This is a genomic window from Anabaena sp. PCC 7938, from assembly GCF_049315035.1.
Classification (GTDB): Bacteria; Cyanobacteriota; Cyanobacteriia; order Cyanobacteriales; family Nostocaceae; genus Anabaena; species Anabaena cylindrica.
Genome location: NZ_CP186034.1, coordinates 1160381 through 1178373, shown reverse-complemented (window position 1 = coordinate 1178373; position 17993 = coordinate 1160381). Strand labels below are relative to the sequence as shown.

Annotated in this window: 14 protein-coding genes; 8 read left to right on the top strand and 6 right to left on the bottom strand. The window is 39.3% G+C overall.

Annotated features, from left to right (window positions below):
- Positions 1–40 precede the first annotated feature (40 nt).
- Together ACOWPH_RS05700 and petH are read right to left on the bottom strand one after the other, a co-directional pair.
- Positions 41–1330 (bottom strand): homoserine dehydrogenase, encoded by a 1290-nt coding sequence (locus ACOWPH_RS05700; protein ID WP_015214459.1) that lies wholly within the window; start codon positions 1328–1330, stop codon positions 41–43.
- A 186-nt stretch (positions 1331–1516) separates the two neighbouring features.
- On the bottom strand, positions 1517–2836 hold the full coding sequence (petH, locus tag ACOWPH_RS05695; protein ID WP_042464910.1) for a ferredoxin--NADP reductase: 1320 nt from the start codon (positions 2834–2836) through the stop codon (positions 1517–1519).
- An 835-nt stretch (positions 2837–3671) separates the two neighbouring features.
- On the opposite strand from petH, the gene ACOWPH_RS05690 reads away from it, so the two are divergent.
- Both ACOWPH_RS05690 and metK read left to right on the top strand, forming a co-directional pair.
- Positions 3672–4673: a phosphoribulokinase gene (locus tag ACOWPH_RS05690; RefSeq protein ID WP_015214457.1), complete on the top strand. Its 1002-nt coding sequence runs from the start codon at positions 3672–3674 to the stop codon at positions 4671–4673.
- Positions 4674–4891: 218 nt separating this feature from the next.
- Positions 4892–6166, top strand: coding sequence for a methionine adenosyltransferase (gene metK, locus ACOWPH_RS05685; protein ID WP_015214456.1), 1275 nt, complete (start codon positions 4892–4894; stop codon positions 6164–6166).
- A gap of 135 nt (positions 6167–6301) precedes the next feature.
- Here the strand turns inward: metK and ACOWPH_RS05680 are convergent, their stop codons facing one another.
- Together ACOWPH_RS05680 and ACOWPH_RS05675 are read right to left on the bottom strand one after the other, a co-directional pair.
- Positions 6302–6757 (bottom strand): pentapeptide repeat-containing protein, encoded by a 456-nt coding sequence (locus ACOWPH_RS05680; protein WP_015214455.1) that lies wholly within the window; start codon positions 6755–6757, stop codon positions 6302–6304.
- 305 nt (positions 6758–7062) lie between these two features.
- Positions 7063–7932, bottom strand: coding sequence for an alpha/beta fold hydrolase (locus ACOWPH_RS05675; RefSeq protein ID WP_015214454.1), 870 nt, complete (start codon positions 7930–7932; stop codon positions 7063–7065).
- Between the two features lie 94 nt (positions 7933–8026).
- Between ACOWPH_RS05675 and ACOWPH_RS05670 the strand changes: the two genes are divergently transcribed.
- From ACOWPH_RS05670 to ACOWPH_RS05655, 4 genes are all read left to right on the top strand, one after another.
- On the top strand, positions 8027–9187 hold the full coding sequence (locus tag ACOWPH_RS05670; protein ID WP_015214453.1) for a glycoside hydrolase family 10 protein: 1161 nt from the start codon (positions 8027–8029) through the stop codon (positions 9185–9187).
- Positions 9188–9192: 5 nt separating this feature from the next.
- A complete protein-coding gene (locus ACOWPH_RS05665; RefSeq protein WP_015214452.1) occupies positions 9193–9609 on the top strand; it encodes a DUF2358 domain-containing protein in 417 nt (138 codons plus the stop codon).
- A gap of 65 nt (positions 9610–9674) precedes the next feature.
- Positions 9675–10106, top strand: coding sequence for a DUF29 domain-containing protein (locus ACOWPH_RS05660; RefSeq protein ID WP_015214451.1), 432 nt, complete (start codon positions 9675–9677; stop codon positions 10104–10106).
- Between the two features lie 569 nt (positions 10107–10675).
- Positions 10676–11536 carry an Rpn family recombination-promoting nuclease/putative transposase gene (locus tag ACOWPH_RS05655; protein WP_015214450.1) on the top strand — a complete coding sequence of 287 codons (861 nt, stop codon included), beginning with the start codon at positions 10676–10678 and terminating at the stop codon, positions 11534–11536.
- Positions 11537–11628: 92 nt separating this feature from the next.
- Here the strand turns inward: ACOWPH_RS05655 and ACOWPH_RS05650 are convergent, their stop codons facing one another.
- Together ACOWPH_RS05650 and uvrA are read right to left on the bottom strand one after the other, a co-directional pair.
- Complete coding sequence (locus ACOWPH_RS05650; RefSeq protein WP_015214449.1) at positions 11629–12066, bottom strand: DUF29 family protein; 438 nt, start codon at positions 12064–12066, stop codon at positions 11629–11631.
- Between the two features lie 301 nt (positions 12067–12367).
- Positions 12368–15337, bottom strand: a complete 2970-nt coding sequence (uvrA, locus tag ACOWPH_RS05645) for an excinuclease ABC subunit UvrA (RefSeq protein ID WP_015214448.1) — start codon at positions 15335–15337, stop codon at positions 12368–12370.
- Positions 15338–15737: 400 nt separating this feature from the next.
- On the opposite strand from uvrA, the gene ACOWPH_RS05640 reads away from it, so the two are divergent.
- Positions 15738–16220, top strand: coding sequence for a hypothetical protein (locus tag ACOWPH_RS05640; protein ID WP_015214447.1), 483 nt, complete (start codon positions 15738–15740; stop codon positions 16218–16220).
- Between the two features lie 371 nt (positions 16221–16591).
- Entirely contained in the window at positions 16592–17758 is a 1167-nt protein-coding gene (locus tag ACOWPH_RS05635) for a pyridoxal phosphate-dependent aminotransferase (protein WP_015214446.1), read from the top strand.
- Positions 17759–17993: the final 235 nt, after the last annotated feature.

Sequence of the window (17993 nt, the reverse complement as noted above, 5' to 3'; positions counted from 1 at the left end):
TTAATTTTTCTCCCCACCCTGCACCCTGCTCCTTTTCTCCTCAAAGCACTCGCAAGATGCTAGGAATACTGTCTATTGCTTCTAGGGTTTGGATTTCGGCTAAAGCTTGTCTAAAGTCTCCTTCTCGGACATCGTGGGTGACAACGACAATCTCTGCGAGTTTTTCCTGAAAGCCTGTTTGTACTACTGACTCTAAGCTCACGCCATATTTACCAAAGCAAGTACCCAATTTGCCAATTACACCTGGTTGGTCTTTTGTTAAAAAACGGGCATAAAATCGGGTTACTAATTGGGAAATTGGGGAAATTTGACAGTAATCTTGATGTCTACAAGCGAGTAAGGGATTGGTTTTGGGCGTATTAGTTTTGAGAGTAGCGACAAGATTCAAGATATCAGAACAGACAGCACTAGCAGTAGCACCCGCACCCGCACCTGGACCAAAAAACATCACCTGGCCAATGGGTTCTCCTTCGACAAGAATGGCGTTATAAACACCGTTAATACTAGCTAAAGGATGAGTTTGGGGAACTAGGGTAGGATGAACTCTAACTGATAATTGAGAGTTATCACTAGTTTGAACTTTGGCTATGGCTAATAATTTAATCACAAATCCCAACTTGGCAGCGTAGGCAATATCTGTCTTTGTAACTTGACGAATGCCTTCACAATAGACATCTGGTAAATTAATCCTGCCACCAAAGCCTAATGAAGCCAAGATGGCAATTTTATCTGCTGCATCTAAGCCATCGACATCAGCAGTTGGGTCAGCTTCCGCATAGCCTAGTTGTTGGGCATCAGCTAAGACATCATTGAAATCGCTACCTTCTGTTTGCATCCTTGTGAGGATGTAGTTGGTTGTACCATTTACAATCCCAGTGACGGCACGAATTCGGTTGACACTTAAAGACTGTTTGAGGGGTTGAATGACAGGGATACCACCGCCAACGGTAGCTTCTAGCATCACATATACCCCTGATTCATTGGCAGCAGTGAATATTTCTGCACCAAATCGGGAGATTGCGGCTTTGTTTGCGGTGACTACGTGTTTACCATTTTTAATAGCAGTGAGGATGAGTGTTCTGGCTGGTTCTAATCCTCCCATTACTTCAACAATTATATCTATCTCTGGATCATTGACGATCGCTTCTAAATCCGTAGTCACTATCCCTGTAGATAATTCTACTTGACGCGGTTTGGAGAGCGATCGCACTCCCACCCGATATAATTCTATCTCTTTTAATAGTGGGTGACGACCTGCCGTATCTTGCAACAGTTGTACAGTACCCGTTCCCACAGTCCCTAAACCTAATATTCCTAGTTTTACACCCACAGATTTTGCATCCAATTCATTTTTAAGTGCTTCAGCTTAGAGTGCTGAGTGCTGAACAGTCAAAAGTATCTAAGTACTTTACCCCCCAGAACTGAGACCTCTTTCCTCAGCCATCTATATAAAACAATTGTAGGGTAGGCACTGCCCACCCTACTCACTTATAACTCAGCACTCGGTACTCAGCACTTAGTATGTTTCTACGTGCCAACGATGTGCTTTCTTAAGATCCTTCTGGTAACTACTCCAAGTCACACCTTCCTTAGCAGCAGCAGCAGTCAAAGCTGCATCAATACCATCTTCCATACCGCGTAACCCGCAAATGTAAGTGTGGGTTTTTTCCTTTTTAATCAATTGCCACAGTTCATCAGCGTGTTCTGCCACACGATCTTGGATGTACATTCTGCCACCTTCGGGGTTTTTCTGTTCCCGGCTGATAGCATAGGTAAGGCGGAAGTTATCTGGATACTTTTGTTGCATTTCTTCCAGTTCTTCCTTGTAAAGAACGTTAGGAGTTGTGGGTACTCCAAACAACAACCAAGAGAATCCCTTAAATTGGTATTCTGGATTAGCTGCTCTTTCATTATCCTTAAACATCCGCCACAGATAAGCCCGCATAGGAGCGATACCTGTTCCTGTTGCTAACATGATGACATTAGCTTCAGGATCTTCAGGTAACAACATTTCTTTACCTACAGGCCCTGTGATTTTGACATCATCACCTGGTTTTAGCTGAGTCAAATAAGTAGAGCAAACACCGTAGATTGTCTCGCCACTTTCTGGGTGTTTGTACTCTAATTGGCGAACACATAATGAGATTGTCTTATCATCTACATCATCGCCGTGACGAGTTGAAGCAATCGAGTACAGTCTGAGCTTTTCAGGCTTACCGTTTTTGTCAACACCTGGAGGAATAATACCAATACTTTGACCTTCGATATACTTCAAATTGCCAGTAGAAAGGTCAAACTTTAAGTGCTGAACAATACCAATACCGCCTTCCTTAACTAACGGTTCATTCGAGATACACTTACCAATAAACGGAGCGTTAGGACGGTAAGTGTTTACAGGAACATCAGCGTGTTTAGCTTTCCCTTGAGTCATGGTGTTGCCTTTTTTATCCTTAGCAGGTGATTTAGCGAAGCCTTTGACTTCACTATTAGCATTCACAGGTGTGGCTTTACCATTTTCCTCACTGTCAGCATTCACTGGTGTAACTAACTCGCTGACTTCACTGTTAGAGAACTCCACAGCAGCTTTACCATTGACTGGTTCTAGAACTGTTATAGGGTGAATACTAACAATTTTGCCGCCTAGCCGAGTGATCCGTCGCATTTCTTGATTCATGCGGTTGTAAGGCACTCTGATGAACACACTGCCACTTTTACGAATTGGGTAGTCCGTTTGATCAGTTTCCTCGCTCTGACGCAAACCAACCACTTCGTAAACGAAGACGCGGCTACCTGATTCTATATTGGCAGCACCCTCAACAGCACCTTGATTGTACATTCTTTCTACCACTCCGATATTTACTTAACCGTTTATCAAAAAAACATTCCCATCCTATGCCAGCTTTAGTTTACCGGATTTTAGTTGCACAAAACTGGCCGTCTGGGAAAACGGCATCATTAAATGATGCCTTGCTAAGTACACTCGGCCAAGACATATGGGTATGGTAAAAAACACACCTGTTCACCTTCTAAAGTAGAGGATAAGTCTTGGACAGAATGTTAATAGTGAATCAATTTAATCTTTTTTTCGTGAACTATCTTTTCTAGAGGAATATCCAGCCAATCAGCTTTATCCGCTTCTAGCCATAATCTATTGGGAAGTTAGTTCACAGTAATACATAGATTTTATACCCCATTAATATAACAGGTTTTACCACAAAATTATGCCCCGCCAGACCTAGGACTATGTCCAAAGCGATACCTAGTATTTATTGCCCTACAAACTTGTCTTTTTACGCGCTTAACATAATACTGTACAGTATTATTACTTATTGACAAAAATTGCACAATCTTAATCAGTTAAAAATAGAACCAGAAAAAATTATTCATTTTGAATTGGTACACCAATAGATTATTTTTAACAGCAAATCTTGTTACAGAATGCATCTTTCTGTTAAAATCTAATATATCACTAGGATTAAATACTTACCAGCCAAGAGTCAGGATAGTTCTAATAAGTAACAAATATAACCTTATTGCCAACTAGCCTAATATACTAATTTCGTGCTGGATAGCAAGAACACAGGAAATTATCATTGAGGTAAACACCTGGCTTCAAAAATCTGCCGTGTGAAAAAAAATATTGATTGACATTTAGTATTTAGAGGAGATTTATGACTAAGCCGGAACGCGTGGTACTAATTGGAGTAGCTGGAGACTCTGGATGCGGTAAATCTACATTTTTGCGTCGATTGATAGATTTGTTTGGTGAAGATCTGATGACAGTCATCTGCTTGGATGATTATCATTGCTTAGACCGCAAACAACGCAAAGAAACAGGGATAACTGCACTCGACCCCAGGGCTAACAATTTTGACCTCATGTATGAGCAAATTAAAGCACTAAAAGAAGGTCAAGCAATTGATAAGCCGATTTACAACCACGAAACCGGCCTACTCGATCCAGCAGAACGGATTGAGCCTAACCACATTATAGTAGTTGAGGGGCTGCATCCTTTATATGATGAACGAGTTAGAGCCTTAATTGATTTCAGTGTTTACTTTGATATCAGCGATGAAGTCAAAATCGCCTGGAAAATTCAGCGAGATATGGCAGAACGAGGACATCGTTACGAAGATGTCTTAGCACAAATCAATTCTCGTAAACCCGATTTTGAAAAGTTTATCGAACCACAAAGAGAATTTGCAGATGTAGTTCTACAAGTATTACCCACAAACTTAATCAAAAACGACACAGAGCGCAAAGTTTTACGGGTACGTATGCTGCAACGGGAAGGGAAAGAAGGCTTTGAGCCAACCTACCTCTTTGATGAGGGTTCAACTATTCAATGGACTCCCTGCGGACGTAAGCTCACTTGTTCCTACCCTGGAATGCAACTATACTACGGTTCCGATGTTTACTACGGTCGTTACGTCTCTGTATTAGAAGTAGACGGTCAATTTGATAACTTGGAAGAAGTAATTTACATCGAAACTCATTTGAGCAATACATCTACCACGTATCAAGGTGAGATGACACACTTATTGCTTCAACACCGTGAGTATCCAGGTTCCAACAATGGTACTGGTTTATTCCAAGTGCTGACAGGGTTGAAAATGCGTGCTGCTTATGAGCGATTGACAGCTAAAGAAGCAAAGTTAGCAGTTCAAGTCTAAAGCGAGCAATGTTTGTGAACACAAAAGGGGGACATCTATGGGTGTACCCCCTTTTTTTGTATATGTAAAATTAATCTCTTGCTTGGCAGCTTTCTACTAACCCATTTTTTTTTGTAAATGTGTAAATCTTGTTATGATTTCATAAATTAGTATGAGTAGCTGAACTAAATACTCTTTTTTTTAGTCAGTGATCAAAATTCTTCAAGGAGGAATTTCCATTGTCTCGTCGCTATTTATTTACCTCTGAGTCCGTTACTGAAGGTCATCCAGATAAAATCTGTGATCAAATTTCAGATACCATTCTGGATGCTCTACTGACACAAGACCCTGCTAGCCGAGTTGCAGCTGAAGTAGTAGTTAATACGGGATTAGTATTAATTACTGGTGAAATTACCACCAAAGCCAATGTGAATTTTGTCAATTTGGCACGGAAGAAAATTGCTGAAATTGGCTATACTGATTCAATTAACGGCTTTTCTGCTGATAGTGCCAGCGTCTTGGTAGCTTTGGATGAACAATCACCTGATATTGCTCAAGGTGTCAATACTGCCCAAGAAACTCGCGCTGAGGATAGTGAAGAACTATTCGATCAAATTGGTGCTGGTGATCAAGGTATCATGTTCGGTTTTGCTTGCAACGAAACACCAGAACTGATGCCTTTGCCTATTAGTTTAGCTCACCGTATTGCCCGGAGACTGGCAGCAGTCAGGAAAACAGGTGATTTAGCTTACCTGCGTCCTGATGGAAAAACCCAAGTCACCGTCGTCTATGAGGATGGAAAACCAGTAGGTATTGATACGATTTTAATTTCCACCCAGCATACACCTAATATTGGGGATATTACTGATGATGCTGCGGTGCAAGCTAAGATTAAAGAAGACTTGTGGGATGCAGTGGTAGTACCTGTTTTTGGCGATATTGAGATTAAGCCAAATCAGGATACACGCTTTTTAGTTAATCCTACTGGTAAGTTTGTTATTGGTGGACCTCAAGGCGACTCTGGTTTAACTGGACGGAAAATCATTGTTGATACCTACGGTGGTTATTCACGACATGGTGGTGGTGCTTTTTCCGGTAAAGATCCCACTAAAGTAGATCGTTCTGCTGCTTATGCTGCCCGTTATGCAGCAAAGAATATTGTGGCAGCTGGGTTAGCGGAAAAATGTGAAGTCCAGTTAAGTTATGCCATTGGTGTAGCCCGACCGGTGAGCATTTTTGTGGATACCTTTGGGACTGCTAAAGTAGATGATGAAATTTTACTGGAATTAGTCAAAGACAACTTTGAACTACGTCCAGCAGGAATTATCCACGCTTTCAATTTACGCAACCTACCTAGTGAACGAGGCGGACGTTTTTATCAGGACATCGCGGCTTACGGTCATTTGGGACGTAGTGATTTAGATTTACCTTGGGAACGTACTGACAAGGTAGATGTGTTGAAAAAAGCTGCTAACAAGTCTCTTTCAGAAGTTGTTGCTCACGTATTAAATTAAAATTTGGTGATTTTAGATCTTCACTAAAACCAGAAAACCTCTGCTTAATAGTTACAAAAGCAGAGGTTTTCTAATTTGATTATTGCTTTTTTAAGTAGTAGTCATTCCTAAAATATTCAGGAGTTCAAGCCAAACTTAATCCCAATCAGGTATTTCTGCGTCTTCACCACCAATACCGATACCAGTGTTATATATTTCTGCATCAGTAATAGTTAAGTCATTCATTGATGCTTGATACACGTTGGAATCGTTAATAGTTGCGCTGGTAAGGTTTGCACCATTGAGATTGGCTTGTTTCAAATTCACGTTGGTGACAAAAGCTGATGTTAAATTAGCACCTGCTAAATTTGCTCCAGTTAGGTCAGCACCTTCAAGGTTAGCATCTTTGAGGTTAGCTCCTTGGAGATTTGCTCCTCGTAAGTCTGCACCAATTAAATGAGTACCACTGAGGTTAGCTCCTGATAGCTGACAATTTCTACATTCCCCAGTTGACAATAGCTTTTGTAGGTCTTGTGTATTCCCAGCTTGAACTGAGTTAGCTAAAAATAGGGGAGTGACTAAGGCTATAACTGCTAATAGCTGACGTTTCATAAAATTTCCCCCTTAATAATGGAGTAGCGTCCGTTCTTTCCCTCACGATTTCATTATCTCACTAAATGGCTAAAAAAAGTTGATTTATCTCACAAGCTAGATGTGATGTTTTAGCAATTGGCTAGTCAGGCTATAACTATTACTAGGGTTAGATTTGAACTATGTCTGGGTACTGAAATTAGGTAAATTAATGCTGTTAAATTTAGTGTTAAATATTCTTAAGTTGCAACATACAGCATAGTTTAGCTTGAGTAGTAAATGAGTATTTTATCCTAGTGAAAAGCTTGTAGATTTAAGAGTTGTTGCTATTGTTTTGGCAGAAGAAATTCTTGCATATACTCTGTAACTAATTCTGGCTGTTCTTGCTGGACCCAATGACCAGAATTAGGAATATATTTGATTTGTAAATTCCTGACATATTCTTGAGTGCCATAGGTAAGTTCTTTACCCAGTGCGGTGTCTTGTTCTCCCCAAATCATCAAGGTGGGAACTTCGAGAATACTCCAATTTTTGTCGAGGATGCGCTGTTGAAAAATATTGCGATAATAGTTCAACATGGCTGTGAGTGCGCCCCGTTTAGCGGCAGCATTTTTATAAGCTTCAAGGTCTGCTGTGGTAAAGGCGTTTTTATTGAAGGCTGTACCTTGAATAACTTTGGCTATGGCTTCATAGTCTGAGGCTTGGAGGAATAGTTCGGGAATCAAAGGGAATTGAAATAAGAAAATGTAGTAGCTGCGTAGGAGTTGCTGGGGAGTGGTTAAGCCTTGGGAAAATTTGGCGGGATGGGGGAGGTTGAGTATAATTAGTTTTTCTACCATATCTGGGTGAGCATAGGCAAAATTCCAAGCGATCGCACCACCCCAATCATGACCAACTAAAATACAACTCTCATATCCTAATCCCCGCACTACCCCTTCAACATCTTTGACAAATTCATCCATAACATAAGCCGATTGTGCTTGGGGTTTATCGCTATCGTTATAACCACGTAAATCAACAGCAACGACCTTAAAATTTTGAGCAAATTCAGGAATTTGATATCGCCAAGAATACCAAAATTCAGGAAAACCATGCAGCATTAACATTAAAGGGCCTTCCCCTTGGGTGACATAGTGCAGTTTAATATCATTGGTGGTTATATAAGCGTGTGTCCAAGAATTTTCCATAATAGACATAGAATTAAATTGGGTTAAAATTACTAAAATTGTTACCAATGGCGATTATACAAAGTATTTTTTAGGAAAACATCTATTAAAAGTTAGGGTGTAAATGAGTAAAGTAGAAATACGAGGTATCTGGTTAACCACAACTGATAGCCGGGTTCTCCAGTCCAGACAAAGCATTGCTGAAGCCATGGAATTCCTAGCTGAAACGGGATTTAATGTTGTGTTTCCCGTCGTTTGGAACAAAGGTGTCACCCTTTATCCTAGTGCCACGATGTGGAAGATGTTTGGTATAGAAATTAACTCAAATTTCCTGGGACGTGATCCTTTAGCAGAATTAGTAGCAGAAGCACAACGAGTAGGTTTAAAAGTTATACCCTGGTTTGAATATGGTTTTGCCAGTTCTTACAATTCAAATGGCGGGATGTTATTAAAGCAAAAACCAGAATGGGGAGCCTACGATTACAAGGGTAATTTATTAAAAAAAAATGGCTTTGAATGGTTGAACGCTTTTGATTTTCATGTACAAGAATTTTTGTTAAATTTAGTATTAGAAGTAGTCAGAAATTATGATATTGATGGTATTCAAGGAGATGATCGTTTTCCGGCGTTACCATCTGAAGGTGGTTATGATCAAGGAACTATGAACCGCTACCACCAAGAATTTCAAAAATATCCACCACAGAACTACAAGGATAAACATTGGCTACAGTGGCGGGCAAATATTTTAACCGATGTTTTGGCACTGCTTTATCAAGAAGTGAAAGCGATAAATCCTGATTTATTAGTTTCAATATCTCCTAATATTTATGATTGGGGATTGCAGGAATATTTGCAAGACTCACCAACTTGGTTAAAGCGAGGAATTGTTGATATTATCCACCCTCAAATTTATCGTCGTGATTTTCTCAGTTATAAATGTATTCTTAATAGGTTGGTAAATGAGCAGTTTACAGATGCTATGTTACCAAAACTAGCACCAGGAATTTTAATTAAATTGGGAAAATATAGAATTACTCCAGATTATTTTTTACAAGTGATTGAATATCATCGTCAATTGGGAATTAATGGAGAAGTATGCTTTTTTTATGAAGGTTTGCGGGAAAATAATGATCAGTTAGCGAAGGTTTTAAAAAATGGACCTTATGCTCAGTGGGCTGCGTTTCCTAAATTGGCAGATTTACAGGAGGTTGGTGTGAGTTATCACAGGTCTACTTCTATTTTACAGAGATTAGAAAAGCGGTTGAGAAAAATTTTTAAGGGATAAAATCAATGAAATTCCAAATGGAACAGATTATTGAAACTCTCAAACAGGATTTACCGACATTATTTGAGAAAGATATTTCTTATGATATCTATACCCAGGATATATTTTTTCGTGACCCGGTGAGTAAATTTAAGGGTAAGTTTAATTATCGGATTATTTTTTGGACTCTGCGTTTTCATGCTCAATTATTTTTTACAGAAATTGCTTTTGATTTACATGATGTATCTGAGTCAGGGGAAAAGACAATTTTAGCGAAGTGGACTGTGCGGGGTATTTTGCGTGTTCCTTGGAAAGCGCAGTTATTTTTTAATGGTTATTCGACTTATCAGCTGAATGATCAGGGTTTGATTTATGAGCATATTGATACTTGGGATAGGGAACCTGGGGCGATTTTAAAACAGTTTTGGCAGAAGGGGAAGTGATTTCGCGCATGGACGATAAGGTGCAAATATTGCAAAATTGATGAATAACGATGAGGATAAAACCAATGAATACACTTTACGATTCTGATTTTTATGGGTGGACAAAAGAACAAGCACAATTACTGCGAGAGGAAAAATGGGAAACAGTAGATAAGCTTAATTTAATTGAGGAGATTGAAACTTTGGGAAGACAAGAACGAAGGGAGTTAGTAAACCGTTTAGGATTATTGTTAGCGCATTTACTTAAATGGCAGTATCAACCAGACAAACGCAGTAATAGTTGGTTAGCAACTATCCGAGAACAACGCAGTCAAGTAATGCGACTATTAGCAGAAAGTCCAAGTTTAAAATCTTATTTAGAAGAAGCTTTTCAATTAAGTTATAAAGATGGGATTAACTTAGCTGTTAAAGAGACTAATTTACCTTATGAAACCTTTCCAGAAAGTTGTATTTATTCAATTACACAAACATTAGATGCTGAGTTTTTACCAGAATGAGTGCGACGATGATTTATGGTGAGGTAGAAGTGACAAGAGAATAATAAGGGTTTGATTTATGAGCATATTGATACTTGGGATAGGGAACCTGGGGAGATTTTAAGGCAGTTTTGGCAGAAGGGGGAGTGATTTCGCGTTGGTGTTGGGAGGTGAGTGGTGATTGAACCACTTTCGCGCAGCATCTCGAAGAGGAGACACGAAGAACACGAAAGAAGAAGTCAATTTAGGGTTGGTTTTGGGGATGGGTAAGGTTTGAACTGCCTTCTCTACAAGAGGTTCCACCAACGCTGTGTGTTGCAGATTTGATGAGAATAGGAATTTGAATTATTTAATTTTTCAAATTCATATCTAAATTTAGCAATACCAGATATTCAATATGTAAAGTTTTATTACGCTATTCAACATTTCTGCTAATGACACAACTGGTTTTCTCTCTCAAGGAATGAATTTAATTTTGTTCGACTACTTACCAACTCTTTTTTATGCTATATAGGAAATATTAGATAAAGGTTTCTAAACACATAGTTATTCAGCGAATATTTCATTAAAATTATCGTGAAGGAGTAGTTATGGCTGCAAAATACTTTAATCCTTATACAGATTTCGGTTTTAAGAAACTGTTCGGTGAGGAAGGCAGTAAAGACTTACTCATTGATTTTCTCAACCAACTTCTACCAATACATCATCAAATTCAACAATTAACTTTTAAAAATCCTGAAAATCTAGCTGATACCATAGCAGAACGTAAAGCCATATTTGATATTTACTGCGAAAGTAAAATTGGTGATAAGTTTATTGTGGAAATGCAAAAAGCAAAAATCAAGTATTTCAAAGATAGAGCCTTATTTTATTCCACATTCCCCATTCGTGAACAATCGGAGAGAGGCGATTGGAATTTCTTTTTACTACCTGTCTATTTTATAGCCATTTTAGATTTTGAGTATGACGAAAATACAACATCTAAATTTAGGCGTGATGTATGTCTAAAAGATCAAGATGGTGATATTTTCTTTGATAAGTTAAACTTTAAGTTTCTACAAATGCCGTTATTCAATAAACAGGAGAATGAATTAATAACGCATTTTGATAAATGGTTGTATTTTTTGAAGAATCTAGAAAGTTTTAATCATATACCCGCAATACTAAATGAACCAATATTTCAGAAAGGGTTTGAAATAGCGGAAATATCTCACTTAAATGTGGAGCAGTATGAACAATATAAGAAGAGTTTAGTACAGTATTTAGAAGTAAAAAATGTATTTGATACAGCCTTTGAAGAAGGTGAGAAGGTCGGGATTGAAAAGGGGATTGAGCAGGGCATCGAGAAGGGTATTGAGAAGGTTGCTAAAGCGTTGAAAGAGCAAAATATAGCTATAGAAATTATTGCAGAATCGACTGGCTTATCACAGGAAGCTATTAAAAGAATTTGAGCGAATAATGCCAATTGATAGACTTCTCAAACACAACGTTAAGACCTTTAAGCCGATTTACTTGACCAAAAGGACTACCAGGATTTTGAATTTCAATCCTGATATTTTATTTCTAAAATCAAATTCATCGCTTCCCAAATCACCTCATTTCGATTTATTAAATTTCCCAACTCATTTGCTGCATACCTCCCTTCAAAAGCCTCCAACGCTGCCTTTCTTAAAGCTGACTCATAAGCATCTTGCAAAGTTTCCAATAACTCATCTTCCGTTAAATAATAACCCTTACCCTTGGGGCGTTGATTAGTGCGTTGAATTTGCTTAACAGAATTAAAAATAGAAGTTTCCCAAGACCTAGTAGAGCGTTTTTCTGCTGCTTGTTTAATCAAATGCAACAACACAATCATCCCATAACTAAAAATCTTATTTAACTTATCCGACTTACTCATTTCCTCCAACTCTTCCACCAATTCCAAAGCTTCTGAAATTTTACCCTCATGCAATAATTCCTTTAAAATTAATAATTCTTCCATAGTTTTTTATGACTCCTGTTTCTACGCAAAAACTAGTACATCAATATTTATAAATTCCCACTCTTTTACCGGACATTAATATTATAAACTAACTTCTTATTTGCTTTCTTTCTTCCTTTGCGTCTTCCCTGCGGGACGCTACGCGAATGCGCCTTTGCGTGAGACGTAAAAATCTGCAACATTATCTGAAATTTACTCGTTCCCATGCTCTGCGTGGGAATGCATATTTAGAGGTAGAACCTCTAAGACGGCATTCCCAGTCTGGAGACTGGGAACGAGATCAAATTCTGAAAATTTTGATTTAGGCAACTACAGGGTATTGCTTCAACACCTGCTGTAAATACTGCCCAGTATAAGAACGGTCATTTTTCGCCACATCTTCCGGCGTTCCGGCAGCAATAATTTCTCCTCCCTTATCTCCTCCTTCTGGACCCAAATCTATTACCCAGTCAGAACAACGAATCACATCTAAATTATGCTCAATTACTAAAATTGAATTTCCCTTATCGACTAATCTTTGTAAAACATCTAACAATTTGTGGACATCATAAAAAGATAAACCTGTAGTTGGTTCATCTATTAAATAAAGAGTCTTCCCTGTGGCACGTCGAGATAATTCTGTGGCTAACTTAACTCGTTGTGCTTCCCCACCGGATAAAGTTGTGGCTGGTTGTCCTAACTGCACATAACCCAAACCGACATCTACTAAAGTTTGTAATCTGGTCACAGCTTTGGGAATATTTTGACAGAAATCTAATGCTTCCTCAACTGTCATGTTGAGAACATCAGAAATTGATTTATCCTTATATTTAACTTGTAATGTTTCCCGGTTATATCTCGCACCTTTGCAAATTTCACATTGGACATAAACGTCAGGAAGAAAATTCATTTCAATCACGTTTACACCCTGTCCACTACAAGCTTCACAACGTCCACCTTTGACGTTGAAAGAAAATTGTCCGGGTTTATAACCTCTGGTTTTGGCTTCGATGGTTTGGGAAAAGACATCACGAATAATGTCGAAGACTCCTGTGTATGTTGCGGGGTTAGAACGGGGAGTCCTGCCAATAGGTGATTGGTCGATAACGATCGCTTTATCAACGGAATTTAATCCCTTGATTTCATCTATATCCTTTGGTAAAGGCGCTTTTTTGAGTAAATGGTGTTGTAATGCTGGATAAAGTAATTCGTTAATTAGGGTAGATTTTCCAGAACCTGAGACACCAGTGACTGAGACGAGTTTTCCTAAGGGAATTTCGACATCAATATTTTGTAAGTTGTTACGACTAGCATTTTTAATGGTTAAACTGCGTCCATTACCTTCTCTTCTTTTGGCTGGGGTGTTAATTACCCTTCTGCCTGATAAATAAGCACCGGTTAAGGAATCTTCTGCTGTTAATAATGCCTCTAAATCGCCTTGGGCAACTATATGACCACCGTGAATTCCTGCACCGGGACCAATATCAACTATATAGTTAGCGGCACGAATGGTTTCTTCGTCATGTTCAACGACAATTAAGGTGTTTCCTAAATCGCGTAATTTGGTTAAGGTTTTGAGTAATCTGCCGTTATCTCTTTGATGTAAACCAATGCTGGGTTCGTCTAAAACGTAAAGAACTCCTGTTAGTCCTGAACCGATTTGCGTAGCTAACCGAATGCGTTGGGCTTCACCACCTGATAAAGTCATGGCAGGACGATCTAAGGTGAGATAATCTAAACCAACATCTAATAAAAATTGCAATCTGGCTTTAATTTCTCTGAGAACTAAATCACCAATTTGGGTTTGTCTGTCGCTCAATTTTAAATTTTCTATTCTTTCCCGACAATCCCGAATTGATACGCCCGTTAAATCTAAAATTCCAAATTGTCCCAACTTCACTGCTAAAGCTTCTGGTTTTAATCGCTTGCCACCACAAACTTCACAAGGTTGATCAATTAAATATTCTTCCAATTTTTGCTTAACTAGTTCGGAACCGCCTTCATATTGGCGTTGCAAAATCGGAATTACGCCTTTAAAATTTGGTGCTTTTTGCTTCTCTGCGGTAGCCTCTGGTGAACTGTTGGCACGTTTAGGTTTTTCTTCCCCATACAAAACTATCTGTTGTTGTTCTGGGGTTAACTTACTCCACTGGGTCTGCAATTCAAATCCATAGGTCTGTCCCAGACTATAAAGTAACTCTAAATAATAGGAATTTTCTTTTTCTGACCAGGGGGCAATTGCCGCATACATGGGCGAATCTGGGTTCGGTATCACTAAGTCGGAGGAAAATCTTTTTAGAGTTCCGATACCGTGACAATGGGGACAAGCACCATAGGGTGAATTAAAAGAAAACAAACGTGGTGATAATTCTTCCATTACTGCACCATGTTCTGGACAAGCAAAGTTTTCTGAAAACACCATTTCTAGTGATGATTCTTGTGCGGAAATATCTTGATTTTCTCCTGGGGTTGCTATATACTTACTATCAGGTCGCTCCAGCGCTACCTTATTAGATGTGTCATCTAATACCTCAATTATAGCAATTCCGTTAGATTGCTTAAGGCAAGTAGAAAGAGAATCTACTAAACGCTCTTGAATACCGTCTTTTTTAACTAAGCGGTCGATAACCAGTTCTATAGTATGTGTAATATTTTTATCTAATTCGATGAAATCTGATAGCTCTCGCACCTCTCCATTTACCCTCACGCGTACAAATCCTTGCGCGGCTAAACCAGATAAAAGTTTGCGGTGAGTTCCCTTTTTACCCCGGACGACAGGTGCAAGAATTTGGAAACGGGTACGATCGCTCAATTCCATAATCCGATCGCACATCTGGTCAATAGTTTGGGGAGCAATACAGCGATCGCAGATGGGACAATGGGGTTCACCAGCGCGACCATATAACAAGCGCAGATAATCATAAATTTCCGTCACCGTCCCCACCGTCGAACGGGGATTATGGGAAGTTGATTTTTGGTCAATAGAAATTGCTGGACTTAAACCTTCAATTGCTTCCACATCCGGTTTATCCAACTGACCCAAAAATTGCCGTGCATAGGCGCTGAGAGATTCCACATAACGCCGCTGCCCTTCGGCGAAAATGGTATCAAAAGCCAAAGACGATTTACCCGAACCAGAAACACCAGTAAAGACAATCAAGCGATCGCGCGGCAAGACCAAATCAATATTTTTCAGATTATGCTGCCTAGCACCGCGAATGCGAATAGTATTCTGGCTGTTATGGTGGTACGGAAGACTACCGTTTAAAGATGCTGCTAGGTTTTCTGACATATTGACAGCCTGAAAGAATGTTGCATAGTGAAACAGTTCTTCATAATACTATCTTTACTCAGGATATGCTAGAACTATACGTCTCACATATTTTCTGAATTTGCTAGACAACATCAGTAGAACGACTTGAAAAACCGAGGTATGTAACCAGGACTTACGCAAAACATACCCAAAGTAGCTGCCATTATTGAAGAAGGAGTCAGTAGCAAGACGCTCGTTCCTCGCTAACGCTGCGCTATCAGTCGAGGATACCCTCCACTGATTACATTCCGACAGATGTATTCTTCTTCAATTACATTACTTTTTATATAAATTTAACCAGCCCAGGGGAAGACGTTATTTAAATAACATTTTTTTAAAATCTAGGCATTTGTAAAAAAGTTACGAGGATATTTGCCTAATGATGGAAATCAAGAGATTATTTTATCAAATGCATCGTCAACTTGCTCTCATTATCTTAGCTAGTTTCATCTGGTTGAGTGGCTTACCGATGCTTTCAGCGCAAGCTGCTGGTTATTTCTCGGAAAAAACCCACAAAGTAGAAATAACTCATCCATATTATTCCAATCAAGACCGTAAAGTAGCTGTCAATGAGCCTTTTCGACCTTTTTATTCAAATCAAAATCGGAGGAAAGAAAAAGTTTATACAACACCAGAAATTGGTGATGATTATATCGAAAGTGGGAAACGAGCAGGTGAAGTAATTCCTAAAGATTTGGGAACAGGAAGTAGACAAAAAAATCCTCTAAGTATGCTCAAACGTGCGGGAGAAGAATTGGGTAATGAACCCCAAAAACGGACTTTTGGTGCTAGGGATTATGAACGTAGTGAAATTGAAAAAGAACTGATGCGGAATAAATCAGCAAGAGGCGATTTTGATTGATGATATAGCATTTCCCAAGCTCATGAAATACACCCCACCCGCGCTGTCGCGCACCCTCCCCTTGCTAAGGGGAGGGTTGGGGAGGGTTAATTTTGTATCTAACTAGAGTGGGAAAGGCTATATAGCATTTCCCAGTCTAATGAAGTACAAAAATATCTGCGTTTAATTATTACTGCTTGTACCTCACTTGAATGGGAATTACTATAAACCAGTGTCAATAGATACTAAAGCTTCACCAGCTAGAGGTACGCCAAAATGTGCTTCTAGCATTTATTGATAAATTCTGTGATGACGAAAATCTCAAAAGGCAAATCGTGGATGGGATTCTGGGATATCCTTAGATAGGATAGAGATTTGTCGAATAAAGTAGAATGAAGCTGGCAGCAAGAGTAAGTCAGGTGACACCTTCCATAACCTTAGCCATCGCAGCTAAAGCTAAGGCTATGAAAGCAGAGGGTATAGATGTTTGTAGTTTTAGTGCCGGAGAACCGGATTTTGACACCCCAGTGCATATCAAAGCCGCAGCAGCGAAAGCTTTGGATGAAGGGAAAACCAAATATGGCCCCGCAGCTGGAGAACCAAAATTAAGGGAAGCGATCGCCCAAAATCTCAAAAATCATCACGGTTTTGATTATAAATCAGAAAATGTCATCGTCACTAATGGCGGTAAACATTCTCTGTATAACTTGATGATGGCGCTAATTGAAACTGGTGATGAGGTGATTATCCCTGCACCTTATTGGCTGAGTTATCCCGAAATGGTAATTTTGGCAGGAGGTAAACCTGTAATTGTACATACAGATGCTTCCACAGAGTACAAAATTACCCCAGAACAACTCAAAAACGCCATTACCCCAAAAACTAAGTTATTTATCCTCAACTCCCCATCTAACCCCACCGGGATGGTGTACACGCCAGCAGAAATTAAAGCTTTGGCGCAAGTAATAGTTGATGCAGACATCTTAGTTGTTTCTGATGAGATTTACGAAAAGATTCTCTACGACGGTGCAGAACATATCAGCATCGGTTCTCTAGGAAAAGAAATTTTTGCTCGCACCTTAATTAGTAACGGGTTTGCGAAAGCTTACTCAATGACTGGGTGGAGACTAGGATATTTAGCCGGTCCGGTGGAAATTATTAAAGCTGCAAGTAGTATTCAAGGGCATAGTACATCAAATGTGTGTACCTTTGCTCAATATGGTGCGATCGCAGCTTTGGAAGGTTCTCAAGACTGTGTAGAAGAAATGCGTCAAGCTTTCGCTAAACGCCGTCAGGTGATGCTAGATAGACTTAACGCCATTCCCGGCTTGAGTACTGCTAAACCAGATGGTGCTTTTTACCTATTCCCAGATATCAGTAAAACCGGTTTAAAGTCCCTGGAATTTTGCAACGCTTTATTAGAAGCACATCAAGTTGCAGTTATTCCCGGTGTAGCTTTCGGTGCTGATGACAACATTCGTCTTTCTTACGCTACTGATATGGCGACTATAGAAAAGGGAATGGATAGATTAGAGAAATTTGTGCGTTCTCGAATTTAATCATCAATTTGTCTCATCATGGACAAATAAGATCCCCCTAACACATCTGATTACAGAGAGTTAGGAGGATCAACGATTTTCAAGGAACTACCTGAGTTCGGAGTTCGGAGACGCTACGCGAACGGAGTTATGATTTTTCAACGAGAGAATAAGGGTTTGAAACTCCTACTGGGGGCGAGTTTTCCACAAATTATCTTATGTCGAACTCAGGTTAACTGGGTGTATACTTAAAACT